The organism is Pseudomonas sp. S2_E02 (genome assembly GCF_054668355.1).
Map to the genome: position 1 here is coordinate 3,752,840 of NZ_CP162761.1, position 26,851 is coordinate 3,779,690.

Annotated in this window: 39 protein-coding genes; 8 read left to right on the forward strand and 31 right to left on the reverse strand. The window is 56.5% G+C overall.

Going from position 1 to position 26,851, the window contains the following annotated elements; genetic code table 11:
* Positions 1–70 precede the first annotated feature (70 nt).
* The 7 genes from AB4O01_RS16835 to AB4O01_RS16865 all read left to right on the forward strand — a co-directional run bounded on the left by AB4O01_RS16835 (position 71) and on the right by AB4O01_RS16865 (position 5,317).
* Positions 71–625 (forward strand): cysteine hydrolase family protein, encoded by a 555-nt coding sequence (locus AB4O01_RS16835; protein ID WP_460089074.1) that lies wholly within the window; start codon positions 71–73, stop codon positions 623–625.
* A gap of 143 nt (positions 626–768) precedes the next feature.
* Positions 769–1,437, forward strand: a complete 669-nt coding sequence (locus tag AB4O01_RS16840) for a YjfI family protein (RefSeq protein ID WP_186621718.1) — start codon at positions 769–771, stop codon at positions 1,435–1,437.
* Positions 1,438–1,454: 17 nt separating this feature from the next.
* On the forward strand, positions 1,455–2,153 hold the full coding sequence (locus AB4O01_RS16845; RefSeq protein WP_016983574.1) for a PspA/IM30 family protein: 699 nt from the start codon (positions 1,455–1,457) through the stop codon (positions 2,151–2,153).
* 199 nt (positions 2,154–2,352) lie between these two features.
* A complete protein-coding gene (locus AB4O01_RS16850) occupies positions 2,353–3,003 on the forward strand; it encodes a DUF2491 family protein (RefSeq protein WP_460089075.1) in 651 nt (216 codons plus the stop codon).
* Positions 3,004–3,018: 15 nt separating this feature from the next.
* Positions 3,019–3,444, forward strand: coding sequence for a DUF350 domain-containing protein (locus AB4O01_RS16855; protein ID WP_007917221.1), 426 nt, complete (start codon positions 3,019–3,021; stop codon positions 3,442–3,444).
* 17 nt (positions 3,445–3,461) lie between these two features.
* The gene (locus AB4O01_RS16860; protein WP_099757306.1) at positions 3,462–4,157 is read left to right on the forward strand and encodes a DUF1190 domain-containing protein; all 696 of its coding nucleotides are present in this window, start codon (positions 3,462–3,464) and stop codon (positions 4,155–4,157) included.
* A 2-nt stretch (positions 4,158–4,159) separates the two neighbouring features.
* Entirely contained in the window at positions 4,160–5,317 is a 1,158-nt protein-coding gene (locus AB4O01_RS16865) for a glutathionylspermidine synthase family protein (protein WP_093434414.1), read from the forward strand.
* Positions 5,318–5,397: 80 nt separating this feature from the next.
* Here the strand turns inward: AB4O01_RS16865 and AB4O01_RS16870 are convergent, their stop codons facing one another.
* The 3 genes from AB4O01_RS16870 to AB4O01_RS16880 all read right to left on the reverse strand — a co-directional run bounded on the left by AB4O01_RS16870 (position 5,398) and on the right by AB4O01_RS16880 (position 8,781).
* On the reverse strand, positions 5,398–6,723 hold the full coding sequence (locus tag AB4O01_RS16870; RefSeq protein WP_286079721.1) for an acyltransferase family protein: 1,326 nt from the start codon (positions 6,721–6,723) through the stop codon (positions 5,398–5,400).
* A 126-nt stretch (positions 6,724–6,849) separates the two neighbouring features.
* Positions 6,850–7,374, reverse strand: coding sequence for a single-stranded DNA-binding protein (locus AB4O01_RS16875; RefSeq protein ID WP_008081898.1), 525 nt, complete (start codon positions 7,372–7,374; stop codon positions 6,850–6,852).
* Positions 7,375–7,383: 9 nt separating this feature from the next.
* Positions 7,384–8,781: an MFS transporter gene (locus tag AB4O01_RS16880; RefSeq protein WP_093434412.1), complete on the reverse strand. Its 1,398-nt coding sequence runs from the start codon at positions 8,779–8,781 to the stop codon at positions 7,384–7,386.
* A 190-nt stretch (positions 8,782–8,971) separates the two neighbouring features.
* Between AB4O01_RS16880 and uvrA the strand changes: the two genes are divergently transcribed.
* Positions 8,972–11,806 (forward strand): excinuclease ABC subunit UvrA, encoded by a 2,835-nt coding sequence (gene uvrA, locus AB4O01_RS16885; RefSeq protein ID WP_093434409.1) that lies wholly within the window; start codon positions 8,972–8,974, stop codon positions 11,804–11,806.
* Positions 11,807–11,870: 64 nt separating this feature from the next.
* Here uvrA and bfr read toward each other — a convergent pair whose 3' ends face one another.
* The 28 genes from bfr to rplD all read right to left on the reverse strand — a co-directional run bounded on the left by bfr (position 11,871) and on the right by rplD (position 26,844).
* Positions 11,871–12,338, reverse strand: coding sequence for a bacterioferritin (gene bfr / locus AB4O01_RS16890; protein ID WP_047303712.1), 468 nt, complete (start codon positions 12,336–12,338; stop codon positions 11,871–11,873).
* Between the two features lie 149 nt (positions 12,339–12,487).
* Entirely contained in the window at positions 12,488–13,942 is a 1,455-nt protein-coding gene (locus AB4O01_RS16895; RefSeq protein WP_093434406.1) for a catalase, read from the reverse strand.
* A 240-nt stretch (positions 13,943–14,182) separates the two neighbouring features.
* A complete protein-coding gene (gene rplQ, locus AB4O01_RS16900) occupies positions 14,183–14,569 on the reverse strand; it encodes a 50S ribosomal protein L17 (RefSeq protein ID WP_003176402.1) in 387 nt (128 codons plus the stop codon).
* A 42-nt stretch (positions 14,570–14,611) separates the two neighbouring features.
* On the reverse strand, positions 14,612–15,613 hold the full coding sequence (locus AB4O01_RS16905; RefSeq protein ID WP_003186012.1) for a DNA-directed RNA polymerase subunit alpha: 1,002 nt from the start codon (positions 15,611–15,613) through the stop codon (positions 14,612–14,614).
* A gap of 22 nt (positions 15,614–15,635) precedes the next feature.
* The gene (gene rpsD / locus AB4O01_RS16910; RefSeq protein WP_003176404.1) at positions 15,636–16,256 is read right to left on the reverse strand and encodes a 30S ribosomal protein S4; all 621 of its coding nucleotides are present in this window, start codon (positions 16,254–16,256) and stop codon (positions 15,636–15,638) included.
* Between the two features lie 18 nt (positions 16,257–16,274).
* Entirely contained in the window at positions 16,275–16,664 is a 390-nt protein-coding gene (gene rpsK / locus AB4O01_RS16915; RefSeq protein ID WP_002555466.1) for a 30S ribosomal protein S11, read from the reverse strand.
* Positions 16,665–16,694: 30 nt separating this feature from the next.
* Positions 16,695–17,051: a 30S ribosomal protein S13 gene (gene rpsM / locus AB4O01_RS16920; RefSeq protein ID WP_003186020.1), complete on the reverse strand. Its 357-nt coding sequence runs from the start codon at positions 17,049–17,051 to the stop codon at positions 16,695–16,697.
* A gap of 130 nt (positions 17,052–17,181) precedes the next feature.
* The gene (rpmJ, locus tag AB4O01_RS16925; protein WP_002555468.1) at positions 17,182–17,298 is read right to left on the reverse strand and encodes a 50S ribosomal protein L36; all 117 of its coding nucleotides are present in this window, start codon (positions 17,296–17,298) and stop codon (positions 17,182–17,184) included.
* Between the two features lie 27 nt (positions 17,299–17,325).
* A complete protein-coding gene (secY, locus tag AB4O01_RS16930) occupies positions 17,326–18,654 on the reverse strand; it encodes a preprotein translocase subunit SecY (protein WP_003228718.1) in 1,329 nt (442 codons plus the stop codon).
* Positions 18,655–19,092, reverse strand: a complete 438-nt coding sequence (gene rplO / locus AB4O01_RS16935; RefSeq protein WP_003228720.1) for a 50S ribosomal protein L15 — start codon at positions 19,090–19,092, stop codon at positions 18,655–18,657.
* A gap of 3 nt (positions 19,093–19,095) precedes the next feature.
* On the reverse strand, positions 19,096–19,272 hold the full coding sequence (gene rpmD, locus AB4O01_RS16940) for a 50S ribosomal protein L30 (protein WP_003176408.1): 177 nt from the start codon (positions 19,270–19,272) through the stop codon (positions 19,096–19,098).
* A gap of 2 nt (positions 19,273–19,274) precedes the next feature.
* Positions 19,275–19,775, reverse strand: a complete 501-nt coding sequence (gene rpsE / locus AB4O01_RS16945; protein WP_003186035.1) for a 30S ribosomal protein S5 — start codon at positions 19,773–19,775, stop codon at positions 19,275–19,277.
* A 3-nt stretch (positions 19,776–19,778) separates the two neighbouring features.
* The gene (gene rplR / locus AB4O01_RS16950) at positions 19,779–20,129 is read right to left on the reverse strand and encodes a 50S ribosomal protein L18 (RefSeq protein WP_003186037.1); all 351 of its coding nucleotides are present in this window, start codon (positions 20,127–20,129) and stop codon (positions 19,779–19,781) included.
* A gap of 10 nt (positions 20,130–20,139) precedes the next feature.
* Positions 20,140–20,673: a 50S ribosomal protein L6 gene (gene rplF, locus AB4O01_RS16955; protein WP_003176412.1), complete on the reverse strand. Its 534-nt coding sequence runs from the start codon at positions 20,671–20,673 to the stop codon at positions 20,140–20,142.
* A gap of 12 nt (positions 20,674–20,685) precedes the next feature.
* Positions 20,686–21,078: a 30S ribosomal protein S8 gene (gene rpsH / locus AB4O01_RS16960; protein ID WP_007918458.1), complete on the reverse strand. Its 393-nt coding sequence runs from the start codon at positions 21,076–21,078 to the stop codon at positions 20,686–20,688.
* 209 nt (positions 21,079–21,287) lie between these two features.
* Complete coding sequence (rpsN, locus tag AB4O01_RS16965) at positions 21,288–21,593, reverse strand: 30S ribosomal protein S14 (RefSeq protein ID WP_003228726.1); 306 nt, start codon at positions 21,591–21,593, stop codon at positions 21,288–21,290.
* 13 nt (positions 21,594–21,606) lie between these two features.
* The gene (gene rplE / locus AB4O01_RS16970) at positions 21,607–22,146 is read right to left on the reverse strand and encodes a 50S ribosomal protein L5 (protein WP_003176415.1); all 540 of its coding nucleotides are present in this window, start codon (positions 22,144–22,146) and stop codon (positions 21,607–21,609) included.
* A 20-nt stretch (positions 22,147–22,166) separates the two neighbouring features.
* Entirely contained in the window at positions 22,167–22,481 is a 315-nt protein-coding gene (rplX, locus tag AB4O01_RS16975; RefSeq protein ID WP_008081905.1) for a 50S ribosomal protein L24, read from the reverse strand.
* A gap of 11 nt (positions 22,482–22,492) precedes the next feature.
* Positions 22,493–22,861 (reverse strand): 50S ribosomal protein L14, encoded by a 369-nt coding sequence (rplN, locus tag AB4O01_RS16980; RefSeq protein ID WP_002555479.1) that lies wholly within the window; start codon positions 22,859–22,861, stop codon positions 22,493–22,495.
* A 23-nt stretch (positions 22,862–22,884) separates the two neighbouring features.
* Positions 22,885–23,151 carry a 30S ribosomal protein S17 gene (gene rpsQ / locus AB4O01_RS16985; protein WP_003194644.1) on the reverse strand — a complete coding sequence of 89 codons (267 nt, stop codon included), beginning with the start codon at positions 23,149–23,151 and terminating at the stop codon, positions 22,885–22,887.
* Between the two features lie 2 nt (positions 23,152–23,153).
* Positions 23,154–23,345: a 50S ribosomal protein L29 gene (gene rpmC / locus AB4O01_RS16990; protein ID WP_002555481.1), complete on the reverse strand. Its 192-nt coding sequence runs from the start codon at positions 23,343–23,345 to the stop codon at positions 23,154–23,156.
* Positions 23,345–23,758, reverse strand: coding sequence for a 50S ribosomal protein L16 (rplP, locus tag AB4O01_RS16995; RefSeq protein WP_007896757.1), 414 nt, complete (start codon positions 23,756–23,758; stop codon positions 23,345–23,347). Before rplP ends, rpmC begins: the two co-directional genes overlap by 1 nt.
* 12 nt (positions 23,759–23,770) lie before the next feature.
* Positions 23,771–24,457 carry a 30S ribosomal protein S3 gene (gene rpsC / locus AB4O01_RS17000; RefSeq protein ID WP_003176422.1) on the reverse strand — a complete coding sequence of 229 codons (687 nt, stop codon included), beginning with the start codon at positions 24,455–24,457 and terminating at the stop codon, positions 23,771–23,773.
* A 13-nt stretch (positions 24,458–24,470) separates the two neighbouring features.
* Positions 24,471–24,803 carry a 50S ribosomal protein L22 gene (gene rplV / locus AB4O01_RS17005; RefSeq protein ID WP_003103908.1) on the reverse strand — a complete coding sequence of 111 codons (333 nt, stop codon included), beginning with the start codon at positions 24,801–24,803 and terminating at the stop codon, positions 24,471–24,473.
* Between the two features lie 11 nt (positions 24,804–24,814).
* Positions 24,815–25,090, reverse strand: a complete 276-nt coding sequence (gene rpsS / locus AB4O01_RS17010; RefSeq protein WP_011336172.1) for a 30S ribosomal protein S19 — start codon at positions 25,088–25,090, stop codon at positions 24,815–24,817.
* A gap of 16 nt (positions 25,091–25,106) precedes the next feature.
* Entirely contained in the window at positions 25,107–25,931 is an 825-nt protein-coding gene (rplB, locus tag AB4O01_RS17015; RefSeq protein WP_003228734.1) for a 50S ribosomal protein L2, read from the reverse strand.
* 14 nt (positions 25,932–25,945) lie between these two features.
* Positions 25,946–26,245: a 50S ribosomal protein L23 gene (rplW, locus tag AB4O01_RS17020; RefSeq protein ID WP_002555488.1), complete on the reverse strand. Its 300-nt coding sequence runs from the start codon at positions 26,243–26,245 to the stop codon at positions 25,946–25,948.
* On the reverse strand, positions 26,242–26,844 hold the full coding sequence (rplD, locus tag AB4O01_RS17025) for a 50S ribosomal protein L4 (protein ID WP_007918468.1): 603 nt from the start codon (positions 26,842–26,844) through the stop codon (positions 26,242–26,244). Before rplD ends, rplW begins: the two co-directional genes overlap by 4 nt.
* Between the last annotated feature and the right edge of the window lie 7 nt (positions 26,845–26,851).

The window sequence follows — 26,851 nt, forward strand, 5'->3', positions numbered from 1 at the left end:
GCCAATCCCCGAATCGCTGATCAGCGCCAATACTGCAGCCACTTCCAGCCAATCCATCGAGGACACACCCATGGCCAAGCAAGCGCTCATCGTAGTCGATATCCAGAACGACTACTTCCCCCAAGGCAAGTGGCCGCTGGCCGGTGCCGACGCCGCTGCCGACAACGCCGCCCGGCTGATCGCCGCCTTCCGTGAGGCCGGCAATACGGTCATCCACATCCGCCACGAGTTCACCTCAGCGGACGCGCCGTTTTTCACCCCGGGCTCGGACGGCGCCAAGCTACACCCGAAAGTGCTCAATCGCGCCGATGAACCGGTAGTACTCAAGCACTTCGTCAACTCGTTCCGCGAAACCGAATTGCAAGCGATCCTCGACGAACAAGGCATCAAGGAGCTGGTGGTGGTCGGCAGCATGAGCCACATGTGCATTGACGGCATTACCCGCGCGGCGGCGGATCTGGGTTACGCCGTCACGGTGATTCATGACGCCTGCGCCAGCCGTGACCTGGCGTTCAATGGTCTGACGGTGCCGGCGGCACACGTCCATGCCGCGTTCATGTCGGCGCTCGGTTTCGCCTACGCCAGCGTGGTATCTACTGACGAATACCTCGCTGCCAAACACTGAGTCATTCTGCGAAAAACCTGGGCCCGCCTCGTAGCGGGCCTTTTTTCGTCTGTCATAAAAATCTCACGCGTGAGCCATTGATGGCACTTTGAATTGGTTGTAGTGTGGCTCACGCGTGAGATGTCCATAACCGAGCCATTGCCATGAAAAGCCGTTCCCCCACCGCGAAATCAGAGAGTCCCAAGGGGGATCGCGCAAAACCGTCTGCGAAAAAACCTTCGAGTTTCTATATGAAGCAGATGCGCGCAGGCCTGGCCGCAGCAGGTTATGTGAAACACGAAACTTGGGTGCTTCCCGAAAACCGAAGCTTGCTCAAGCAAATGGAGCAACAGCTACGCCAACCGATTCTGGCTGGCTCTTTCATGTCGGAGAATTACATGAGCGCAGGCAACAACTGGACCATCGATAGCCTCTTCAACGCCCTCAAGGCCCTCGACGAGGTGGCTTCGCAAGAAATCACGCTGTCGTTGATCCAGAGCTCCGAACCCAGCATCAAGCTGGAAATGAACGAATTCGGCGGTCTGCCGATTCACATCGCCCTGGCCGGCCAGCAGATCATCGTCGACACCGTGCTGGTGGACATCGATTCGATCAGCGACGTGCGCGCCTTCAACGATGCCGTGTTGCGCAGCCGGGAAATGTTCCCGCTGTCGTCGATCGGTATCGAGTCGATGCCGAACGGGCAGACCGTTTACAACATGTTTGGCGCCCTCAGCGCCGACTCGAGCCTGACCAACGTCGTCACCGAGGTGAAAACCCTGGTCGACAATGTGCAGCGCGCGAGCGAAGCCTTCGAACACTTCTTCAAGTAATCAACAGGGAATATCCAATGACTCAGTCCATCTGGAGCAAGTTGTTCACCGCACTGCGCGGCGGCGCCAATGAAGTCGGCGAAGCGATCGCGGACCAACAGGCCCTGCGCATCCTCGATCAGGAAATCCGCGATGCCGACAGCGCGCTGTCGAACGCCCGTCGCGAACTGGTCACCATCATGGCTAAACACAAACTGGCCGCCGACCGCGTAAGCGAGTACGACGCCAAGATCAAGGATCTGGAGGCCAAAGCCGTCTCGGCGCTGAACGCCGGCCGTGAAGACCTGGCACTGGAAGTGGCCGAAGCGATTTCGACCCTGACCAACGAGCTGGATGTTGAGAAAAAGCAGAGCGACGAATTCGGTACTTACGCCGAAAACATGCGCAAAGACATCAGCAAAGCCGAGTCGCGGATCAAGAGCCTGCGCCAGCAAGTGGACATGGCCAAGGCCCGTGAAAGCGTGCAGAAAGCTCAGGTCAGCGCTTCCATCGCCAGCGGCGGCGCCAATGGCAAACTGGAAACTGCCGTCGGTACGTTGAACCGTCTGCAGGCCAAGCAGCAGCAACGTGCGGCTGAACTCAGCGCGGCCGATGAGCTGGCTGACGCCTCGACCGGCAACGATCTGGAACGCAAACTGCGCGACGCCGGCATCACGCCGAACGAAGGCAGCGCCAATGCGATTCTTGAGCGTCTGAAGCAGAAGTCCTCGCAGTAAGCATTTGCACGAAACCTGTGGGAGCGAGCCTGCTCGCGAAGACGGAGTATCAGTCGGCATATGAGTCAGCTGACATGACGCTTTCGCGAGCAGGCTCGCTCCCACACGGTTTGTGGCGTGTCGTTGATCGCTCAGCCCGGTACACTAGCCACGCTTTTTTCGCCGACGAACACCTCCACCCGCTTCAAGGAACGTACCCATGGGATGGTTTAAAGACTTGCTGGGCACCAGCAACTGGCAGACCGCTGCGCCAACACCGACCGTTGCCAGTGGCCCACTCGGCATGGCGCAAGGCAAGGCCGTCAGGTTCGATACAACCCTGGCGCTGCTGCTCGATGGTTCGACCACGGTGCGCGTGCCCTTCGATCAGGCGATCTGGAGCCATGGCTGGGTCGACCTCGGCCAGTCCAACAAACTGCACCGCTATTACATGAACGACGAGGATTTCTGGCTGCAGATCCACGTCACCGGTGACGACCAGATCGAATCGGTCACCCTGTTCAACTACCTCAGTTACGTGACCGTCAACAGTGACGCCGAACTGCAGCGCCTGGCCGGCCCCGACAGCGCGATCGGCCTGCCGACCTACACCCACGAAGGTGTCGAATACACCCGCGAGTGGGGCACCGAACAAGGCCAGACCGAACTGGTACCGATGACCGAACAAGTGGTCAATCCGGACGAAAGCTACACCATCGAACACCACTCCATGCTTTATGCGCGCGAGACCGGCCTGACCGATCGCCGCGAATTGCTGCTGTTCTCCGTCGAACAGGACGAAGAAGGCACCGTCAGCCTGAGCACCTCGCTCGGCATCTCGCTGTATACGACAGATCTGAGCACCATTTAAAAAAGGAAGTTTTTCATGCTGGAAGTGCTGGCCGTTTCCCTGAACAAAACCGCGCTGGTCGGTTTCGTCGTCTACCTCATCGGCGCCGTGCTGCTGTTCATGCTGTTTCAATTTGTCTATACCCGCATCACGCCGCACAAAGAGTTCGAGCTGATCCGCTCCGGCAACGTTGCCGCCGCCATCGCCCTGTCCGGCGCGATCATCGGCTTCGCGATTCCGGCCAGTAACGTGATTGCGTTTTCGGTCAACGTCCTCGACTTCGTGCTCTGGGCGGTGATTGCCGCGGTGGTGCAACTGCTGGCATTCCTCGCCACGGGCCTGGTGCTCAAAGGCACATCCCAGCGCATCGCCAACGGCGAAGTGGCTTCGGGTATCTATGTCGCTGCGGTCGCGATCAGCGTCGGCATGCTCAACGCCGCGTGCATGACACCGTCCAACTGATCGGCAGGAAGCCTTAGATGAAACGCAGCAAATACGTTCAGTTGTCCCTCGCCGCCTCGGTGGCGATGGCCATTTCCGGCCAGGCGACAGCCGCAGATCAACCACGAAGTTTCCAGAATGTGGAACAGTGCGTCGACGCCGAAGTGGCCGCCGATGTCTGCTCCAACGCTTACGTCGCCGCCCTGACCGAACATCGGCGCATTGCCCCGGCGTACGACAACAAGGCCAAGTGCGACGCGGACTTTGCCGCTGACTGGTGCCAGAAGAATTCTGACGGCCGCTTCGTGCCGAGACTCGGCGGCTTCAAAGTGCCGAAAGACGGTGAGCCGGCGCAGAATCTTGACGCCATCGCCGGCGCGCAAATGCCTGCGGGTGATGCGGCGGCTGTGCAGAGTGTGCAAAACACTTCGCACACCTCCAGTGGCGGTGGCAACGGTTGGCTGACCGGCTGGCTGATCGGCAACGCGATGAGCAACAACGCCGAACGCACGGTTTACCGCGATCGCGAAACGCGCCAGCCGTACAACACCTCGACGCAGTACCGCAGAGCCGAAACCACGACGCGCAGCCAAACGGATTACGAGAGCAGCAAAAGCAAACCGGTCAACGTGGCTTCTTCGACCTCACGCGGCGGCTTCGGCAGCCAATCCAGTGCCCGTAGCGGCTGGGGTGGTTGGGGCAGCAGTTCTGGTTCTGGTCGTTCGAGCAGCTGACGATGAAGAAGATCCTCTGCGCCGAGCGCCCCGACTGGAAACAGACCGCCGAGAGCCTCGGTTTCATGTTTCACACCATCGACGATGAGCCGTACTGGGACGAAAGCGCGTACTACCAGTTCACGCTCGCGCAAATCGAAAACGATCTTGAGGACCCGACCACCGAACTGCACGAGATGTGCATGGATCTGGTCGACCGTGTAGTTAACAGCGAAGAGTTGCTGGATCGCCTGAGCATCCCGGCGGCGTACTACGACATGATCCGCACGTCCTGGCGGGAAGGTCATCCGCATCTGTATGGACGCATGGACTTTTCCTACAGCGGCAACGGCCCGGCGAAGCTGCTGGAGCTCAACTACGACACGCCGACCAGTCTTTATGAAGCGGCGGCGTTCCAGTGGGGCTGGCTGGAACAATGCATCGAGCGCGGCACGCTGCCGCGTCATGCCGACCAGTTCAACAGCATCGACACCCATCTGCATCAGGCCTTCGCCGAATTACAACTGAAGCGGCCGTTCTACTTTGCCTCGATGAAAGACTCGGTCGAGGACAAGGGCACAACGGATTATCTGCGGCTGATCGCCGAGAAAGTCGGCATCGAGTCGCGGCACATCGATATCGAAGACATCGGTTTGACGGCTGAAGGGCGCTTCGTCGACCTGGAAGATCGCTGGATCCCGCACCTGTTCAAACTGCATGCCTGGGAGTTCATCTTCCACGAGCCCTTCGGCGCGGCGATTGCCGAGTGCGATACGCAGTTTTTCGAACCGGCGTGGAAGGCGATTCTGTCGAACAAGGGTGCACTGCCATTACTGTGGGAACTGCACAAAGGGCATCCGAATCTTCTGGCGGCGCATCTCGATCCGAACCCGACCAATGCAGTGCCGAAAGGCTGGGTACGCAAGCCGTACTTTTCCCGCGAAGGGGCGAACATTGAGTTGCAAACGGCTGACGGTCTGATCGTCAAAGAGGACGGGCCCTACACGGATGCGCCATTTATCCTGCAGGAGTTTGCGCCGTTGCCGAAGTTTGGCGACAGCTACACGCTGATCGGTTCGTGGGTAGTTGGCGATCAGGCCGCAGGGATTGGGGTGCGGGAAGACAACAGTTTGATCACCAAGGATTCGAGCCGGTTTCTGCCACACCTGATCCTCGACTGACTTGCGCGGCAGAGGTCTGCCCGACACTAAAAAACCCCGCAGCGTTTGCGCGCTGCGGTTTTTTTCGTTGCTGTGCCGGGTCAGGCAATATCCACCGAGCGGGCAGGCTTTTCCACAGATGGTTTTTCTCTGGCCGTTTCGGTCGCGCTAACGCCGGCCATTCTGCGCCGGGCAATCTCTGCGCCACGGCGCCGCAACGGCGTTTCGACAAAGCGGAAATTGAGTTCACTGCATACGACCATGATCACCAGCGAGGTCAGCAGCAGCTCAACCGTGAAGGCAGCCCCCAGCTCCATGTCTCTGCTGGCGGCAACGCGCGTCCAGATCTCGGTGCTCAGATGGTAGGCAAAGATGTGCACCACGTATAACGCGTAAGAGCGCGAACCGAGCCACTGGAAAAGACCATTGAGCAGCGCCGGGCAGTAGATGTAGCCCTTCTGATAACTGGCGAGCCAGACAATGATCAACGCCGTGATCGCGATCAGACCGACGGCAATCGGCGCCATGATCATCTGACCGGCGATGGCGCCCATCATGTACAAAAGGAACAACGTGACGGCCAAACGCTTGAACCTGCTGCCGCCAAGCCCGACAGGCTCAATATCCTTGTATAACGAGGTGCGGGTAAACAGGCAAAGCAGAATCCCCCACATCATCGCGTCCAGGCGGAACGAGAAAAGCATCGGCGCGGGAGGGGCTGCGAAAGTATCGCGATTGAACGGAAATTGCGCCGCAATCAGCAAAATCAGAATCAGCACGCGCCAGCGGGTCGACGTCACCAGCAACAGAAACAACGGAAAGATGAAGTAGAACTGCTCCTCCAGCGCCAGGCTCCAATACACGGAGTTCGGCCCCAGCAACACACCGTACTGATTCGCCAGGTTGCCGGAAAACGTCGCCACCGCGGTGAAACTGCGCAAGTTTTCATACCAGGACTGGAACGCATTCGACTGGTTGAAAAAGATCGAGAACGCCAGCGGTATCAACACCCACAGCCAGGCTGTCGGCAAGAGACGGTAAGCCCGCCGAATCCAGAAAGACGTTGCCGCAAGGCCAAAGCGGTTCTGCTCGCGGTTCTTATCGAAGTAATCGAGATAGGCCTTGCTGACGACGAAACCGGAGATACAGAAGAACAGATCAACGCCGGTCCATGGCGCATACACATTGAACACCTTCAACAGGTACAGACCGAAGAACGGCAGCAACTGAGGGAGATGGGCAAAGATGGTCATGAGAATGGCCACCCCTCGCAGAAACTCAATTTCCTTGTTTTTAGTGCTGCTCATCGGTTTCTCTTGTTTTTGTGAATGAACAGGCACTGATCGTCGCGCAAACTGTTCTGGAGAAGATCGGCCGGTACTCCAGCCGCCGGCGCCGATCATGGAATGGCTTGCGATGGCGTTCAAGAGCCTTCGGCAAACTTTACCGACTCACGTGGAGACGCGAAGATTGGTTTTATGTTTCGCCAAAACGACAAAGCCCCCGCAATGCGGGGGCTTTGAACCTAAACCAGATGTCGGCTCAGGGAAAAATCAAAACGGAATATCGTCATCAAAGCTATCGAAATCCGGAGCAGGTTGCGGTGCGGCCTGCTGAGGAGCCGGGGCCGAACGCTGCTGTGGAGCCGACTGCTGCGGACGCGGAGCCTGCTGGCGTGGAGCCGGAGCCGACTGCTGGTAGTTGTTGCCACCGCCTTGTTGGTCGCCCTGTTGTGGACGGCCGCCGAGCAGTTGCATGGTGCCTTGCATGTCGACCACGATTTCAGTGGTGTAACGCTTGATACCGTCTTTTTCCCACTCGCGGGTCTGCAGCTTGCCTTCGATGTAGACCTGCGAACCTTTACGCAGGTATTCGCCGGCGATTTCCGCAACCTTGCCGAACATCGAAACACGGTGCCACTCGGTCTTCTCGACCTTCTGACCGGTTTGCTTGTCGGTCCATTGTTCGCTGGTGGCCAGACTCAGGTTGGTCACGGCGTTACCGTTAGGCAGGTAGCGAACTTCGGGATCCTGGCCGCAAGTGCCGACCAATATGACTTTGTTAACCCCACGGGCCATAACGTTCTCCTAGGCTTCGCAAGCAGCCCCGGCCGGGTTGTTCACCAGGCGTTCGAGGGTGTCGCGATCCACTAATTCTTTGTCCAGTTTGATGTAAACAGCCGCTTCATCAGCAACTATCACTGCATCGGTTACCCCTACGAGGGCCTTGAGGCGCTCGACCAGACCCGCTTCGCGGATCGCCTCGGGCGACAACGGCAAGCGCAGGCTCGTCACGTAGGGAGGTTCACGCATGGTAACAGCAAAGGCCAGCCAGATGGCAGCCAGACCCGCGCATCCGAGGAACACAACTGACAGACCGCCATGCTGAAACAGCCAGCCGCCGAGTATCCCGCCGAGTGCTGAACCGAGGAACTGACTGGTGGAATACACGCCCATGGCCGTGCCCTTCCCGCCCGCCGGTGAAACCTTGCTGATCAGCGACGGCAATGAAGCCTCCAGCAGATTGAACGCGGTGAAGAACACCACCGTACCGATCACCAGAGCCCGCAGGCTGTCACCGAACTGCCAGAAGAATAGCTCAGTCAGCATCAGCGTCATGACGGCGCCGAGCAAAACTCGTTTCATTTTGCGTTTCTTCTCGCCGTAGATGATGAACGGGATCATGGCGAAGAACGAAATCAGCAGCGCGGTGAGGTAGACCCACCAGTGCTGTTCCTTGGGCAAACCGGCTTTTTCCACCAGCGCCAACGGCAACGCAACGAAGCTCGACATCAACATGGCATGTAACACAAAGATGCCCAGATCGAGGCGCAGCAGATCCGGATGCTTGAGCGTCGGCATCAAGGCCTGACGCGCCACCCCGGACTCCCGATGCTGCAATGGCCCGGTGGAGCGCGGCACCATGAACATGATGATGGCAATACCGACCAGTGCCATGGCACCGGTGGCGAGGAACAGTCCGGACAGACCGAAAGCGCGGGTCAGCAAAGGCCCGACGACCATGGCCACGGCAAACGACAAACCGATGGTCATGCCGATCATCGCCATTGCCTTGGTGCGGTGCTGTTCGCGGGTCAGGTCGGAGAGTAGCGCCATCACCGCCGCTGAAATCGCCCCGGCGCCCTGCAGGATCCGCCCGGCGATCACGCCCCAGATCGAGTCTGCCTGAGACGCCAGCACGCTGCCGAGGGCAAAAACGATCAGCCCGAGGTAAATCACCGGACGGCGGCCAATGCGGTCGGAAATGATCCCGAACGGAATCTGGAAAATCGCCTGGGTCAGACCGTAAGCGCCAATAGCCAGCCCGATCAGGGCCGGGGTCGCTCCTGCCAGGTCCATGCCGTAGGTTGCCAATACCGGCAACACCATGAACATGCCAAGCATACGGAAGGCGAACACCAGGGCCAGACCGCTCGCTGCGCGAGTCTCGCTACCACTCATGCGTTCGCTGTGGGGATCGTGCATGGAAAAACCTCGTGTGAACCGGCGGCGATTCTACCAGTCCCATCGAAAGACGGGGTATATCGCGACGCTATGACGCGTATAGATGAAACTCTCTTCATGTAAGGTAAAAACCCTTCGCTTGATAGTGTGCATCCATCCAGTATTTGCCCGTATACTCCTACGTTTTCGACGCCCGCCGAGCGAGGCCACTTTGGACAAGATCCTGATACGTGGGGCCCGTACCCACAACCTGAAGAACATCGACCTGACCCTGCCACGGGACAAGCTGATCGTCATCACCGGCCTGTCCGGATCCGGCAAGTCGTCCCTGGCCTTCGATACGCTTTACGCCGAAGGTCAGCGCCGCTATGTCGAATCGCTGTCGGCCTACGCCCGACAGTTTCTGTCGATGATGGAAAAACCCGACGTCGACACCATCGAAGGCCTGTCGCCAGCGATCTCCATCGAACAAAAGTCGACCTCGCACAACCCGCGCTCTACGGTCGGCACCATCACCGAAATCTACGACTACCTGCGCCTGCTGTATGCACGCGTCGGTACGCCACGCTGTCCGGATCATGACATTCCGCTGGAAGCGCAGACCGTCAGCCAGATGGTCGACCTGGTGCTGGCGCAGCCGGAAGGCAGCAAACTGATGTTGCTGGCACCGGTTATTCGCGAGCGCAAAGGTGAACACCTTTCGGTCTTCGAAGAGCTGCGCGCCCAAGGTTTCGTTCGCGCCCGGGTCAACGGGCGGATCTGCGAACTGGACGAACTGCCCAAACTGGATAAACAGAAAAAGCACTCGATCGATGTGATCGTCGACCGCTTCAAGGTTCGCGCCGATCTGCAGCAACGTCTGGCCGAATCTTTCGAGACCGCGTTGAAACTGGCGGATGGCATTGCACTTGTCGCACCGATGGACGACGAACCGGGCGAAGAGATGATTTTCTCCGCGCGCTTCGCCTGCCCGATCTGCGGCCACGCGATCAGCGAACTGGAACCGAAGCTGTTCTCCTTCAACAACCCGGCCGGCGCTTGCCCGACCTGTGACGGCCTGGGGGTGAAGCAGTTCTTCGATATCAAACGGCTGGTCAATGGCGATCTGACCTTGGCCGAAGGAGCGATTCGCGGCTGGGACCGGCGTAACGTCTATTACTTCCAGATGCTCGGCTCACTCGCTTCACACTATGGTTTCAGCCTGGAAGTACCGTTCAACGAACTGCCGGCCGATCAGCAGAAATTCATCCTGCATGGCAGCGGCTCGCAGAACGTCGACTTCAAATACCTGAACGACCGTGGCGATATCGTCAAACGTTCGCACCCGTTCGAAGGCATCGTGCCGAACCTGGAGCGTCGCTACCGCGAGACCGAGTCGGCAAGCGTGCGCGAAGAGCTGGCCAAGTTTCTCAGCACCCAATCGTGCCCGGATTGTCGTGGTACCCGTCTGCGTCGCGAAGCGCGGCATGTGTGGGTTGGCGAGAAAACGCTGCCAGCGGTGACCAACCTGCCGATCGGAGACGCTTGCGAGTACTTTGGCGAGCTGAAGATGACTGGCCGTCGCGGCGAAATCGCCGACAAGATTCTCAAGGAAATTCGCGAGCGTCTGCAGTTCCTCGTCAACGTCGGTCTCGACTACCTGTCGCTGGACCGCAGTGCCGATACGCTGTCCGGTGGCGAAGCACAACGTATTCGTCTGGCCAGCCAGATCGGTGCCGGTCTCGTCGGTGTTCTGTACATCCTTGACGAACCGTCCATTGGTTTGCACCAGCGTGATAACGACCGCTTGCTCGGCACGCTCAAGCACCTGCGTGATATTGGCAACACTGTGATCGTGGTCGAACACGACGAAGACGCGATTCGTCTGGCCGATTACGTTGTGGATATCGGCCCGGGGGCTGGTGTGCATGGTGGGCAGATCGTGGCTGAGGGCACGCCGGCGGAAGTCATGGCGCACCCGGATTCCCTGACCGGTAAATACCTCTCGGGCCGCGTGAAGATTGAAGTGCCGGCCAAACGCACGCCACGCAATAAAAAGCTCAATCTGTCGCTCAAAGGGGCTCGCGGCAACAACCTGCGCAATGTCGATCTGGACATCCCGATTGGTCTGCTGACGTGCGTGACCGGCGTGTCCGGCTCGGGCAAATCGACGCTGATCAACAATACCTTGTTCCCGCTGAGCGCCACGGCCCTCAACGGCGCGACCACGCTGGAAGCGGCAGCGCACGACAGCATCAAGGGCCTGGAGCATCTCGACAAAGTGGTCGATATCGACCAGAGCCCGATCGGCCGTACACCGCGCTCCAACCCTGCTACCTATACCGGCCTGTTCACCCCGATCCGCGAGCTGTTCGCCGGCGTACCCGAGTCACGCTCCCGTGGTTACGGCCCGGGGCGTTTCTCGTTCAACGTCAAGGGTGGCCGCTGCGAAGCGTGCCAGGGCGACGGCCTGATCAAAGTGGAAATGCACTTCCTGCCAGACATCTACGTGCCATGCGATGTGTGCAAGAGCAAGCGCTACAACCGCGAAACCCTTGAGATCAAATACAAGGGCAAGAGCATCCACGAAACCCTCGAGATGACCATCGAAGAGGCCCGGGAGTTCTTTGACGCGGTGCCAGCACTGGCGCGCAAGCTACAGACATTGATGGATGTCGGCCTGTCGTACATCAAGCTCGGGCAGTCGGCGACCACGTTGTCGGGTGGTGAGGCGCAGCGAGTGAAACTGTCTCGCGAGTTGTCCAAGCGTGACACCGGCAAAACACTGTACATCCTCGATGAGCCGACCACCGGTTTGCACTTCGCGGACATCCAGCAATTGCTCGACGTGCTGCATCGCCTGCGCGACCACGGCAACACTGTGGTAGTCATCGAACACAACCTCGACGTGATCAAGACGGCTGACTGGCTGGTCGATCTCGGGCCGGAGGGCGGCTCCAAAGGTGGGCAGATCATTGCCACCGGCACGCCTGAGGATGTGGCCGAGATGAAGCAATCTCATACCGGTCATTACCTCAAGCCGCTGCTGATCCGCGATCGGGCTTAAACGCCAGGCATGAAAAAGCCCCTGTCACTTCATCAGTGACAGGGGCTTTTTGTATCGATTGCAATCAGGACGTGTGGGATTGCAGGTAGTTCTCAAGACCGATCAACTTGATCAGGCCCAACTGCTTTTCCAGCCAGTAGGTGTGATCTTCTTCAGTGTCGTTGAGCTGAATCCGAAGGATCTCACGGCTGACGTAATCCTTGTGTTGCTCGCACAACTCGATGCCTTTGCACAGCGCTGCGCGAACTTTGTATTCAAGACGCAGATCCGCTTCGAGCATCTCCGGCACAGTGGTGCCGACATCCAGATCATCCGGACGCATACGCGGCGTGCCTTCGAGCATCAGAATTCGGCGCATCAGCGCATCAGCGTGACCGGCTTCCTCTTCCATCTCATGGTTGATTCGCTCGTAGAGCTTGGTGAACCCCCAGTCCTCATACATCCGCGAATGAACGAAATATTGATCACGCGCGGCCAGTTCGCCGGTCAGCAACGTGTTGAGGTAATCGATTACGTCTGGGTGGCCTTGCATCGCCCTACATCTCCCTACTTGAAAGTCTGTAGTTTGAACCAAGCTGACCGGAAGGTCACCCGATTCGCGCAATAAAAGCGAAGATATTCTTAGAAAAGCAGCCTAAATAACGCAAAAACCGCCCAGATGAGGGCGGTTCTGCTTCTCGTTTAGACTTCGTTAAGCTGTACGTTGAGCAGCTTTGCGATTGCTTCTCCATACGCCGGATCGGCCTTGTAGAAGTGCTGCAACTGGCGATCGACGATATCAGTGGAAACGCCCGCCATGGCACCGGCGATATTGCTGACCAGCAATGCTCTCTGATCGTCGCTCATCAGGCGGAACAGCGCACCGGCGTGGCTGTAGTAATCGGTATCTTCGCGGTGATCGTAGCGATCGGCAGCACCGCTCAAGGCCAGCGCTGGTTCTGCGTAACGCGGAGCTTGTTTCGGTGCTTCGGTGTAGCTGTTCGGCTCGTAGTTAGGTGCTGCACCACCGTTACTGCCGAATGCCATCGAGCCATCACGCTGGTATGTGTTAACCGGGCTGCGTGGCGCGTTTACCGGCAGTTGCTGGTGATTGGTACCCACGCGGTAGCGGTGAGCATCAGCGTACGCAAATACGCGCCCCTGCAGCATCCGATCTGGCGACAGACCAACTCCCGGCACCATATTGCTTGGGCCGAACGCCGCTTGCTCGACTTCAGCAAAGTAGTTTTGCGGGTTGCGATTCAGCTCCAGTTCACCCACTTCGATCAGCGGAAATTCTTTCTGCGACCAGGTTTTGGTGACGTCGAAAGGGTTCTCATAGTGTGCCGCAGCCTGGGCCTCAGTCATGATCTGAATGCACACGCGCCATTTCGGGAAGTCACCGCGCTCGATGGCTTCGAACAGGTCGCGCTGGGCGTAGTCTGGATCAGTGCCCGCCAACCGTGCGGCATCGGCCGGTGCCAGATTCTTGATGCCTTGTTTGGTCTTATAGTGCCATTTCACCCAGTGACGCTCGCCTTGGGCGCTAATCAGACTATAAGTGTGGCTGCCGAAGCCGTGCATGTGACGGTAGCCGTCAGGAATACCGCGATCAGAGAACAGAATGGTGACCTGGTGCAGCGCTTCAGGCGAATGCGACCAGAAGTCCCACATCATCTGCGCGCTTTTCAGGTTGCTTTGCGGCAGGCGTTTCTGGGTGTGGATAAAGTCTGGAAATTTCAGCGGATCACGAATGAAGAACACTGGCGTGTTGTTACCCACGATGTCCCAGTTACCTTCTTCGGTGTAGAACTTCAACGCGAAACCCCGTGGATCGCGCTCGGTGTCGGCAGAACCGCGTTCGCCGCCTACCGTCGAGAAACGCAGGAACGTCGGGGTTTGCTTGCCAACAGCTTCAAACAGCTTGGCGCTGGTGTAATCCGTGATATCGCGGGTAACGGTGAATGTGCCGTAAGCTCCCGAGCCTTTGGCATGAACGCGACGTTCAGGAATGTTTTCACGGTTGAAGTGGGCGAGCTTCTCGATCAGGTGAAAGTCGTCGAGCAGCAGCGGGCCACGTGGGCCAGCGGAGCGAGAATTCTGGTTGTCAGCGACAGGTGCGCCACTGGCGGTCGTAAGCGTTTTGATCTGGCTCATACGGTCTTCTTCCTCTGTCAGTCTTGAAACTGCCGGCTAATCGGCTTGCTGGGAAGTATCGATCATCCATGTGACACCTACAAATTCATTAACTCGCAAGCTTCGATAGATAATTACTAATTATGTTTCCCGGCACATAGTGACAACAGAGACATGTCAGAAGCTTGTATGAACAGCGCATTTTCTTGCGGACACAAAAAACCGGGCACTAGGCCCGGTTTTTTGTTTCAGACTGACGTCTTACTCGGCGGATACAGCTTCGCCGGCAGTAGCACGATCAACCAACTCGACGTACGCCATAGGCGCGTTGTCGCCAGCGCGGAAACCGCACTTGAGGATGCGCAGGTAGCCACCCTCACGGGTAGCGTAACGCTTGCCCAGGTCGTTGAAGAGCTTACCAACGATAGCTTTCGAACGAGTACGGTCGAAAGCCAGACGGCGGTTAGCCAGGCTATCTGTCTTGGCCAGAGTGATCAGCGGCTCAGCAACGCGACGCAGTTCTTTGGCTTTTGGCAGAGTAGTTTTGATCAGCTCGTGCTCGAACAGCGACACCGCCATGTTTTGGAACATGGCCTTGCGGTGCGAGCTGGTGCGGCTCAGGTGACGACCACTTTTACGATGACGCATGGTTCATTCCTTACCAAACACTACGTTCGGTGATTACGACGATCAGGCAGTCGCCTTGTCGTCCTTCTTAAGACTTGCAGGCGGCCAGTTGTCGAGGCGCATGCCGAGGGACAGACCGCGGGAGGCCAGAACGTCCTTGATTTCAGTCAAGGATTTCTTGCCCAGGTTCGGAGTCTTCAACAGCTCTACTTCGGTACGCTGAATCAGGTCACCGATGTAGTAGATGTTTTCCGCCTTAAGGCAGTTAGCCGAACGTACAGTCAGTTCCAGATCGTCAACCGGGCGAAGCAGGATCGGATCGATCTCGTCTTCCTGCTCGACAACCACTGGCTCACTGTCACCTTTGAGGTCGACGAACGCAGCCAACTGCTGTTGCAGGATGGTTGCAGCGCGGCGGATAGCCTCTTCAGGATCCAGGGTACCGTTGGTTTCCAGATCAATAACCAGCTTGTCCAGGTTGGTACGCTGCTCGACACGGGCGTTTTCCACCACGTATGCGATACGGCGAACCGGGCTGAACGAAGAGTCAAGCTGCAAGCGACCGATGCTGCGGCTTTCGTCTTCATCGCTCTGACGCGAGTCGGCTGGTTCATAACCACGACCACGAGCTACGGTGAGCTTCATGTTCAGGGCGCCGTTAGACGCCAGGTTAGCGATTACGTGATCGGGATTAACGATCTCGACATCATGATCCAGCTGAATATCGGCAGCGGTAACCACCCCCGAACCCTTCTTCGACAAGGTCAGCGTAACTTCGTCACGACCGTGCAGCTTGATGGCCAGACCTTTAAGGTTCAACAGGATTTCAATTACGTCTTCCTGTACACCTTCGATGGCGCTGTACTCGTGGAGCACACCGTCAATCTCGGCCTCGACTACTGCGCAGCCGGGCATTGAGGACAACAGGATGCGTCGCAGCGCGTTGCCCAGGGTGTGGCCAAAACCACGCTCGAGAGGCTCGAGAGTGATCTTGGCGCGGGTTGGACTGACAACCTGCACATCAATGTGGCGGGGTGTCAGGAACTCATTTACCGAAATCTGCATGGATGCACCTATTTTCTAGCCCTTACTTGGAGTAGAGCTCGACAATCAGGCTTTCGTTGATGTCGGCGGACAGATCACTGCGAGCAGGAACGTTCTTGAAAACGCCCGACTTCTTCTCAGTGTCTACTTCTACCCATTCTACGCGGCCACGTTGGGCACACAGATCGAGAGCTTGGACAATGCGAAGTTGGTTTTTTGCTTTCTCGCGAACTGCAACCACGTCACCAGCACGAACCTGATACGACGGAACGTTTACGGTCTGACCGTTAACGCTGATCGACTTGTGCGATACCAGCTGACGGGATTCGGCACGAGTCGAACCAAAGCCCATACGGTATACAACGTTGTCCAGACGGCATTCGAGCAGTTGCAGCAGGTTTTCACCGGTTGCACCTTTCTTGCCAGCAGCTTCTTTGTAGTAGCCGCTGAACTGACGCTCGAGAACGCCGTAGATACGACGGACCTTCTGCTTTTCACGCAGTTGGGTGCCGTAATCGGACTGGCGACCGCGGCGTTGGCCGTGGATACCAGGTGCTGCTTCAATGTTGCACTTCGATTCGATCGCGCGCACGCCGCTCTTCAGGAAGAGATCGGTGCCTTCGCGACGAGCGAGTTTGCATTTTGGACCAATGTAACGAGCCATTCTTTACAATCTCCTGGATTACACGCGGCGCTTCTTCGGCGGACGGCACCCGTTGTGCGGGATTGGCGTCACGTCGGTGATGCTGGCGATCTTGTAGCCACAGCCGTTCAAAGCGCGGACTGCGGATTCACGACCTGGACCTGGGCCCTTGACGTTAACGTCGAGGTTTTTCAGGCCATATTCCAGCGCAGCTTGACCAGCACGTTCAGCAGCTACTTGAGCAGCAAAAGGCGTGGACTTGCGGGAACCGCGGAAACCCGAACCACCGGAGGTAGCCCAGGAAAGAGCGTTACCTTGACGGTCGGTAATGGTCACGATGGTGTTGTTAAAAGATGCATGGATGTGGGCGATGCCATCAACCACTGTCTTTTTAACTTTTTTACGAGGACGAGCAGCAGGTTTTGCCATGATTAAATTCCTGTCGATTCGCTGGGGCGATTACTTGCGGATCGGCTTACGCGGACCTTTACGGGTACGCGCGTTGGTCTTGGTACGCTGACCGCGTACTGGCAGACCACGACGATGACGCAGACCGCGATAGCAACCGAGGTCCATCAAGCGCTTGATTTTCATGTTGATTTCGCGACGCAGGTCACCTTCAGTGGTGAACTTCGCCACTTCGCCACGCAGCTGTTCAATTTGCTCGTCGCTCAGATCTTTGATCTTTGCTGCTGGGTTTACCCCAGTCACTGCACAGATCTTCTGCGCAGTAGTGCGACCAACACCATAGATGTAGGTCAGCGAGATAACAGTATGCTTGTTATCTGGAATGTTAACGCCTGCAATACGGGCCATTCAGTGGGACTCCAATTGACAGCTACCTACGCCCCGGAAGCCAAGAAATAGGGCGCGAGATAATATCGCTGTAATAACAAATAATCAACCCGGTAGCGCACTAGCTACCGGGCTTGAAGCACAATCACACTCAGCCTTGGCGCTGTTTGTGACGCGGTTCCGCGCTGCAAATTACTCGAACAACACCTTCGCGGCGAATAATCTTGCAGTTACGGCACAGCTTTTTCACCGATGCACGAACTTTCATCACCAACTCCTCGAACCTTATGGGTACTCAGCGCAACATGCCGCTGCCGTAACCCTTCAGGTTGGCTTTCTTCATCAGGGATTCGTACTGGTGCGAAACGAGGTGCGATTGTACTTGGGACATGAAGTCCATCACAACCACGACCACGATCAGCAACGAGGTCCCGCCAAGGTAGAACGGAACGTTTGCTGCAACCACCAGGAACTGGGGCAACAGACACACGGCCGTCATGTAAAGAGCACCGAACATGGTCAAGCGGGTCAGAACGCCATCAATGTAGCGCGCCGACTGCTCACCTGGACGGATGCCCGGAATAAAGGCACCGGACTTCTTCAGGTTTTCCGCTACGTCTTTCGGATTGAACATCAACGCCGTATAGAAGAAGCAGAAGAAAATAATCCCTGCACTAAACAGCAGAATATTCAACGGCTGACCAGGAGCGATCGACTGCGAGATGTCCTGCAACCAGCCCATACCTTCAGACTGACCGAACCAGGCACCCAACGAAGCCGGGAACAGCAAAATGCTGCTCGCGAAAATAGCCGGAATAACACCGGCCATGTTCACCTTCAACGGCAGGTGGCTAGTCTGCGCAGCAAAAACCTTGCGGCCCTGCTGACGCTTGGCGTAGTGAACAGCGATACGACGCTGACCACGCTCAATGAACACCACGAAACCGATAATCGCTACTGCCAGCAAACCGATGGCAACCAAGGCGAAGATGTTGATATCACCCTGACGCGCAGACTCGAAAGACTGCCCGATTGCTCTCGGAAGACCGGCGACGATACCCGAAAAAATCAACATCGAGATACCGTTACCTACACCACGCTCAGTAATCTGCTCACCCAGCCACATCATGAACATCGCACCAGCCACAAAAGTGGATACCGCGACGAAATGGAAGCCAAAGTCACCAGTGAACGCAACGCCCTGCCCCGCCAGACCAATGGACATGCCAATAGCCTGAACGAGAGCGAGGACGACGGTGCCGTAGCGGGTGTACTGGCTGATCTTGCGACGGCCAGCTTCACCTTCCTTCTTCAACTGCTCCAGCTGCGGACTGACGGCGGTCATCAGTTGCATGATGATCGATGCCGAAATGTACGGCATGATCCCCAATGCAAAGATGCTCATCCGTTCCAGCGCGCCGCCGGAGAACATGTTGAACAAGCTAAGAATGGTCCCCTCATTCTGTCGAAACAGGTCTGCGAGTCGGTCCGGGTTGATACCTGGAACCGGGATGTGTGCGCCTATTCGGTAGACGATAATCGCCAGGAACAGAAAACGCAGACGAGCCCAGAGTTCAGACATACCGCCTTTGCCGAGCGCAGAGAGAGCACCTTGCTTAGCCATTTATTCCTCGAACTTGCCGCCAGCTGCTTCGATAGCCGCACGCGCACCTTTGGTGGCGCCGATTCCCTTGCCGATAGTGACAGCGCGAGTCACTTCACCGGACAGCATGATTTTCACACGCTGTACGTTGACGTTGATCACGTTGGCATCTTTCAGGGACTGCACGGTGACGATGTCGCCTTCCACTTTAGCCAGCTCGGACAGACGCACTTCTGCGCGGTCCATGGCTTTCAGGGAAACGAAACCGAACTTCGGCAGGCGACGATGCAGCGGCTGTTGACCGCCTTCAAAGCCTGGAGCAATGGTGCCACCGGAACGGGAGGTCTGACCCTTGTGACCACGGCCACCAGTCTTACCCAAACCGCTACCGATACCACGGCCCGGACGATGCTTTTCGCGACGGGAACCCGGCGCTGGACTCAGATCATTGAGTTTCATCGATTAACCCTCGACACGCAGCATGTAGTAAGCCTTGTTGATCATCCCGCGATTCTCGGGAGTATCCTGGACTTCTACAGTGTGACCGATGCGACGCAGACCCAGACCCTTAACGCACAGTTTGTGGTTAGGGATGCGGCCGGTCATGCTTTTGATCAGCGTTACTTTAACGGTAGCCATGATCAGAAGATCTCCTTGACGCTTTTGCCACGCTTGGCGGCAATGGATTCAGGAGACTGCATAGCTTTCAAACCTTTGAAAGTGGCGTGAACCACGTTTACCGGGTTAGTCGAGCCGTAGCACTTGGCCAGAACGTTCTGAACGCCAGCAACTTCGAGGACAGCACGCATAGCGCCGCCAGCGATGATACCGGTACCTTCAGAAGCAGGCTGCATGTACACCTTCGAAGCGCCGTGAGCGGACTTCATTGCGTACTGCAGAGTGGTGCCGTTCAGATCAACTTGGATCATGTTGCGGCGAGCAGCTTCCATTGCCTTCTGGATCGCAGCAGGCACTTCACGCGACTTGCCACGGCCGAAGCCAACACGCCCTTTACCATCACCCACCACGGTCAACGCAGTGAAAGTGAAGATACGGCCGCCTTTAACGGTTTTGGCTACGCGGTTAACTTGAACCAGCTTCTCAATGTAGCCTTCGTCGCGCTTTTGGTCGTTATTTGACATAACTTAGAACTCCAGCCCAGCTTCACGAGCAGCATCAGCCAGCGCTTTAACGCGGCCGTGGTACTTGAAGCCAGAGCGGTCGAAAGCCACTTGCGAGACGCCAGCGGCCTTAGCACGCGTAGCGACCAGCTGGCCAACCTTTGTGGCCGCGTCGATGTTGCCAGTGGCGCCATCACGCAGTTCTTTATCCAAAGTCGAGGCACTTGCCAGGACTTTGTTGCCGTCGGCCGAGATGACCTGGGCGTAGATGTGCTGCGACGAGCGGAACACGCAGAGACGCACGACTTCGAGTTCGTGCATTTTCAGGCGTGCTTTGCGAGCGCGACGCAGTCGAGTAACTTTTTTGTCGGTCATTTGCTATGCCCTACTTCTTCTTGGCTTCTTTACGACGGACGACTTCGTCCGCGTAGCGCACACCTTTGCCTTTGTACGGCTCTGGTGGACGGAAGTCGCGGATCTCAGCGGCCACTTGACCTACCAGCTGCTTGTCGATGCCCTTGATCAGGATATCGGTCTGGCTAGGAGTCTCAGCGGTGATGCCTTCCGGCAGTTCGTAATCCACTGGGTGCGAGAAGCCAAGGGCCAGGTTCAAAACCGTGCCTTTTGCTTGCGCCTTGTAACCAACACCGACCAGCTGGAGCTTGCGCTCGAAGCCTTGGCTTACGCCTTGGACCATGTTGTTTACCAACGCACGCGTGGTACCGGCCATTGCGCGAGTTTGTTGATCGCCATTGCGAGCAGCGAAACGCAGCTCACCAGCTTCTTCAACGATCTCAACGGACGAATGGATGTTCAGTTCAAGAGTACCCTTGGCACCCTTCACCGAAAGCTGTTGGCCTGCGAATTTTACTTCGACACCGGCTGGCAGCTTAACGGGGTTCTTAGCGACGCGAGACATGCTTATCCCCCCTTAGAACACAGTGCAAAGAACTTCGCCGCCGACACCGGCAGCGCGCGCAGCACGATCCGTCATCACACCTTTGTTGGTGGAGACGATAGACACGCCAAGACCGCCACGAACTTTCGGCAGATCTTCAACGGACTTGTACTGACGCAGGCCTGGACGACTAACGCGCTTCACTTCTTCGATAACCGGACGGCCTTCGAAGTACTTCAGCTCGATGGACAACGACGGCTTAGCGTCGGTGGTGATCTGAAAATCCGCGATGTAACCTTCGTCCTTCAGGACTTTTGCTACAGCCACCTTCAGCGTGGAAGACGGCATGCTTACGACAGACTTTTCAGCCATCTGGGCATTACGGATTCGAGTTAGCATGTCCGCTAACGGGTCCTGCATACTCATGGGCTAGACGCTCCTAATACAGAAAAATTAGCCTTGCGGCTACTACTTGTCGCCGAGAACTTCCGGGCATGAAAAACACGGGCTCAGGCGAGCCGGTCATTCTAGACACACCCCAGAAATGAATCAAGCCCCAAAAGGGGCTTGATTCAGATTCAAGGCCACCGATGGTCAGGTTCTTGCGAACCCGAACATCGAGACTTTGACAGCAATTACCAGCTGGCTTTAACCAGACCTGGTACGTCACCACGCATTGCAGCTTCACGCAGCTTGTTACGGCCAAGGCCGAACTTGCGGTAAACGCCGTGCGGACGACCAGTCAGGCGGCAACGGTTACGCATGCGCGAAGCGCTTGCGTCACGTGGTTGCTTCTGCAGAGCTACGGTAGCTTCCCAACGCGCTTCTGGACTTGCGTTCAGATCAACGATGATAGCTTTCAGCGCTGCACGCTTGGTGGCGTACTTGGCAACGGTGAGCTGACGCTTCAGCTCACGGTTTTTCATGCTCTTCTTGGCCATTTTCCTACTCCAATCAGTTGCGGAACGGGAATTTGAAAGCACGCAGCAGAGCGCGGCCTTCATCATCGTTCTTGGCAGTGGTGGTCAGGGTAATGTCCAGACCGCGGAGAGCATCGATCTTGTCGTAGTCGATTTCCGGGAAAATGATCTGCTCTTTCACGCCCATGCTGTAGTTGCCACGACCATCGAAGGACTTGGCATTCAGGCCGCGGAAGTCGCGAACCCGAGGCAGGGAGATCGACAACAGACGATCCAGGAACTCGTACATACGCTCACGGCGCAGAGTCACCTTGACGCCGATCGGCCATCCTTCACGGACTTTAAAGCCAGCGATGGATTTACGAGCGTAGGTCACAACGACTTTTTGGCCGGTGATCTTTTCCAGGTCAGCAACAGCATGCTCGATGACTTTTTTGTCACCAACAGCTTCGCCCAGACCCATGTTCAGGGTGATTTTTGTAACGCGTGGAACTTCCATCACGTTCGAAAGCTTAAGTTCTTCCTTAAGCTTCGGTGCGATTTCCTTCCAGTAAATCTCTTTTAGTCGTGCCATGGTCTTCTACCTAGCAGTGTTCAAGCATCAACCGCTTTTTGGGTCGACTTGAAGACACGAATTTTCTTGCCGTCTTCTACTTTGAAACCAACGCGGTCAGCCTTGTTGGTTTCGCCGTTGAAAATGGCGACGTTAGAAGCGTCCAGTGGAGCTTCTTTTTCGACGATACCGCCTTGCACGCCCGACATCGGGTTAGGCTTGGTATGACGCTTTACCAGGTTCAGACCGCTGATAACCAGACGGTTATTAGCAAGAACCTTGAGCACCTTACCGCGCTTACCTTTGTCTTTGCCGGCGATCACGATGATCTCGTCGTCACGACGAATCTTTTGCATGTCGGATCTCCTTACAGCACTTCTGGGGCGAGCGAGACGATCTTCATGAACTTCTCAGTACGAAGTTCACGGGTCACTGGCCCAAAGATACGGGTGCCGATCGGCTCTTGCTTGTTGTTCAGAAGAACAGCAGCGTTGCCATCAAAGCGGATAATGGAGCCATCAGCACGACGTACGCCGTGACGAGTGCGGACTACAACAGCAGTCATCACTTGGCCTTTTTTCACTTTACCGCGAGGAATTGCTTCCTTCACGGTAACTTTGATGATGTCACCGATACCAGCGTAACGACGATGGGAGCCACCCAGCACCTTGATGCACATAACACGGCGAGCGCCGCTGTTATCGGCCACATCGAGCATGGATTGAGTCTGAATCATATAATTTCTCCGACCCCTAGTCCTTAGACTTCCACAGCGCGTTCGAGAACATCAACCAGCGCCCAAGACTTGGTCTTGGCCATAGGACGAGTTTCACGAATAGTGACTTTGTCGCCGATGTGGCACTGGTTGGTTTCGTCGTGCGCGTGCAGCTTAGTCGAACGCTTAACGTATTTACCGTAGATCGGGTGCTTTACGCGACGCTCGATCAGTACGGTGATGGTTTTGTCCATCTTGTCGCTGACAACACGGCCAGTCAGCGTACGGACAGTTTTTTCGGCTTCAGCCATGATCACTTACCTGCCTGCTGGTTGAGCACAGTCTTCACGCGAGCGATGTCACGTTTAACTTGCGAGAGCAGATGAGACTGCCCCAACTGGCCAGTTGCTTTCTGCATACGCAGATTGAACTGGTCGCGCAGCAAGCCGAGCAGTTGCTCGTTCAGCTGCTGTGCGGATTTTTCACGAAGTTCATTCGCTTTCATCACATCACCGTCCGTTTAACAAAGGCGGTGGCGAGCGGCAGCTTTGCAGCAGCCAGGGCAAAAGCCTCACGCGCCAGCTCTTCAGAAACACCCTCGATTTCATACAGGACTTTGCCTGGCTGAATCTGGGCAACCCAGTACTCCACACTACCCTTACCTTTACCCATACGAACTTCGAGGGGCTTTTTGGAAATAGGCTTGTCCGGGAATACACGGATCCAGATCTTGCCGCCACGTTTAACGTGACGGGTCAGAGCACGACGCGCTGACTCGATCTGACGAGCGGTGAGACGACCACGAGCTACAGACTTCAGCGCGAACTCGCCGAAGCTGACTTTGCTACCGCGCTGAGCCAGACCACGGTTGTGGCCTGTCATCTGCTTGCGGAACTTCGTACGCTTAGGTTGCAACATTTGGCGTACCCCTTACTTAGCAGCTTTTTTACGAGGCGCTGGTGCTTGTGGTTTCAGCTCTTCTTGGCGACCACCAATTACTTCGCCTTTGAAGATCCAAACCTTTACACCGATCACACCGTAAGTGGTGTGAGCTTCGTAGTTGGCATAGTCGATGTCGGCACGCAGGGTGTGCAATGGCACACGACCTTCGCGATACCATTCAGTACGTGCGATTTCAGCACCGCCGAGACGACCGCTCACTTGGATTTTGATGCCCTTGGCACCAATGCGCATGGCGTTCTGTACTGCGCGCTTCATAGCGCGACGGAACATTACACGACGCTCCAGCTGCTGAGCTACGCTCTGCGCAACCAGCATACCGTCGAGCTCCGGCTTGCGGATCTCTTCGATATTGATGTGCACAGGCACACCCATTTGCTTGGTCAGGTCCTGACGCAGTTTCTCAACATCTTCACCTTTCTTCCCGATAACGATACCCGGACGAGCGGTGTGGATGGTGATACGTGCAGTTTGGGCCGGACGATGGATATCGATACGGCTTACGGACGCGCTTTTTAGTTTGTCTTGGAGATACTCACGCACTTTCAGATCTGCGAACAAGTAGTCCGCATAAGTCCGACCGTCTGCGTACCAGACGGAGGTGTGCTCCTTGACGATTCCCAGGCGAATGCCAATGGGATGTACTTTCTGACCCATCTCTTCGACTCCGTTACTTGTCAGCAACCTTGACAGTGATATGGCAAGACCGCTTGACGATGCGATCAGCACGGCCTTTGGCACGTGGCATGATGCGCTTCAGCGAACGCCCTTCGTTGACGAAAACGGTGCTGACCTTCAGGTCATCAACGTCTGCGCCTTCGTTATGCTCGGCGTTGGCTACGGCCGACTCCAGCACTTTCTTCATGATCTCGGCGGCTTTCTTACTGCTGAAAGCCAACAAGTTGAGCGCTTCGCCCACCTTCTTCCCGCGGATCTGGTCGGCGACCAAGCGGGCTTTCTGGGCGGAGATTCGAGCGCCCGACAACTTAGCGGCTACTTCCATTTCCTAACCCCTTAACGCTTGGCTTTCTTGTCAGCCACGTGCCCGCGATAGTTGCGGGTACCGGCGAACTCGCCCAGTTTGTGGCCGACCATGTCTTCGTTAACGAGAACTGGGACGTGCTGACGACCGTTGTGTACTGCGATGGTCAGACCGACCATTTGTGGCAGGATCATCGAACGACGCGACCAAGTCTTAATTGGTTTGCGATCGTTCTTTTCCGCCGCCACTTCGATCTTCTTCAGTAGGTGAAGATCAATAAAAGGACCTTTTTTCAGAGAACGTGGCACTGTCGTATCCCTCTATTTACTTGCGACGACGGACGATCATTTTGTCGGTACGCTTATTACCACGAGTCTTCGCGCCCTTAGTCGGGAAGCCCCATGGCGATACCGGATGACGACCACCAGAGGTACGACCTTCACCACCACCATGTGGGTGGTCAACCGGGTTCATGGCAACACCACGAACGGTTGGGCGAACGCCACGCCAGCGCTTGGCACCAGCTTTACCCAACGAACGCAGGCTGTGCTCGGAGTTCGAGACTTCGCCCAGGGTCGCACGGCATTCAGCCAGGACTTTACGCATTTCACCGGAACGCAGACGCAGGGTAACGTAAACGCCTTCACGAGCGATCAGCTGAGCCGAAGCACCAGCGGAACGAGCGATCTGCGCGCCTTTACCTGGCTTCAGTTCGATGCCGTGTACGGTAGAACCGACTGGAATGTTGCGCAGTTGCAGAGCGTTGCCTGGCTTGATTGGAGCCAGAGCGCCTGCGATCAGCTGGTCGCCAGCACTCACGCCTTTAGGGGCGATGATGTAGCGGCGCTCGCCGTCTGCGTAGCAGAGCAGTGCGATGTGAGCAGTACGGTTTGGATCGTATTCGATACGCTCGACAGTGGCGACGATGCCATCTTTGTCGTTGCGACGGAAATCGACCATACGATAATGCTGCTTATGACCACCACCGATGTGACGCGTGGTAATACGGCCATTGTTGTTACGACCACCAGTCTTCGATTTTTTCTCGAGCAGCGGTGCGTGAGGAGCGCCTTTATGCAGCTCCTGGTTGACCACCTTGACCACAAAACGGCGGCCAGGGGAAGTCGGTTTGCATTTAACGATTGCCATGATGCACCCCTTCCTTACTCAGCACTGCTGCTGAAATCGAGATCTTGGCCTGGCTGAAGGGAGATAACTGCCTTCTTCCAGTCATTACGCTTGCCCAGACCGCGAGCAGTGCGCTTGCTCTTACCCAGAACATTCAGGGTAGTGACGCGCTCTACTTTCACGCTGAACAGGCTTTCGACGGCCTTCTTGATTTCCAGCTTGGTTGCGTCAGTAGCAACCTTGAAAACGAACTGGCCTTTCTTGTCTGCCAGAACCGTAGCCTTCTCGGAAACGTGCGGGCCAAGCAGAACTTTAAATACGCGTTCCTGGTTCATCCCAGCAGCTCCTCGAATTTCTTCACGGCCGACACGGTGATCAACACCTTGTCGTATGCGATCAGACTAACTGGATCGGAACCTTGAACGTCACGTACATCTACGTGCGGCAGGTTACGAGCAGCCAGGTACAGGTTCTGATCAACAGCGTCCGACACGATCAAAACGTCGGTCAGGCTCATGTTGTTCAGCTTGCCCAGCAGATCTTTGGTTTTCGGAGTTTCAACAGCGAAATCCTGAACCACGACCAGACGATCAGTACGCACCAGCTCAGCAAGGATGGAACGCATTGCTGCGCGATACATCTTCTTGTTCAGCTTCTGGGAGTGATCCTGTGGACGTGCTGCAAAAGTGGTACCGCCGCCACGCCAGATTGGGCTACGGATAGTACCGGCACGAGCACGGCCAGTACCTTTCTGACGCCATGGGCGCTTACCGCCACCACGAACGTCGGAACGGGTCTTCTGCTGCTTGGTACCTTGACGGCCGCCGGCCATGTAGGCCACGACTGCTTGGTGAACCAGCGTCTCGTTGAATTCGCCGCCAAATGTCAGTTCGGAAACTTCGATCGCTTGAGCGTCATTTACATTTAATTGCATGTCAGCT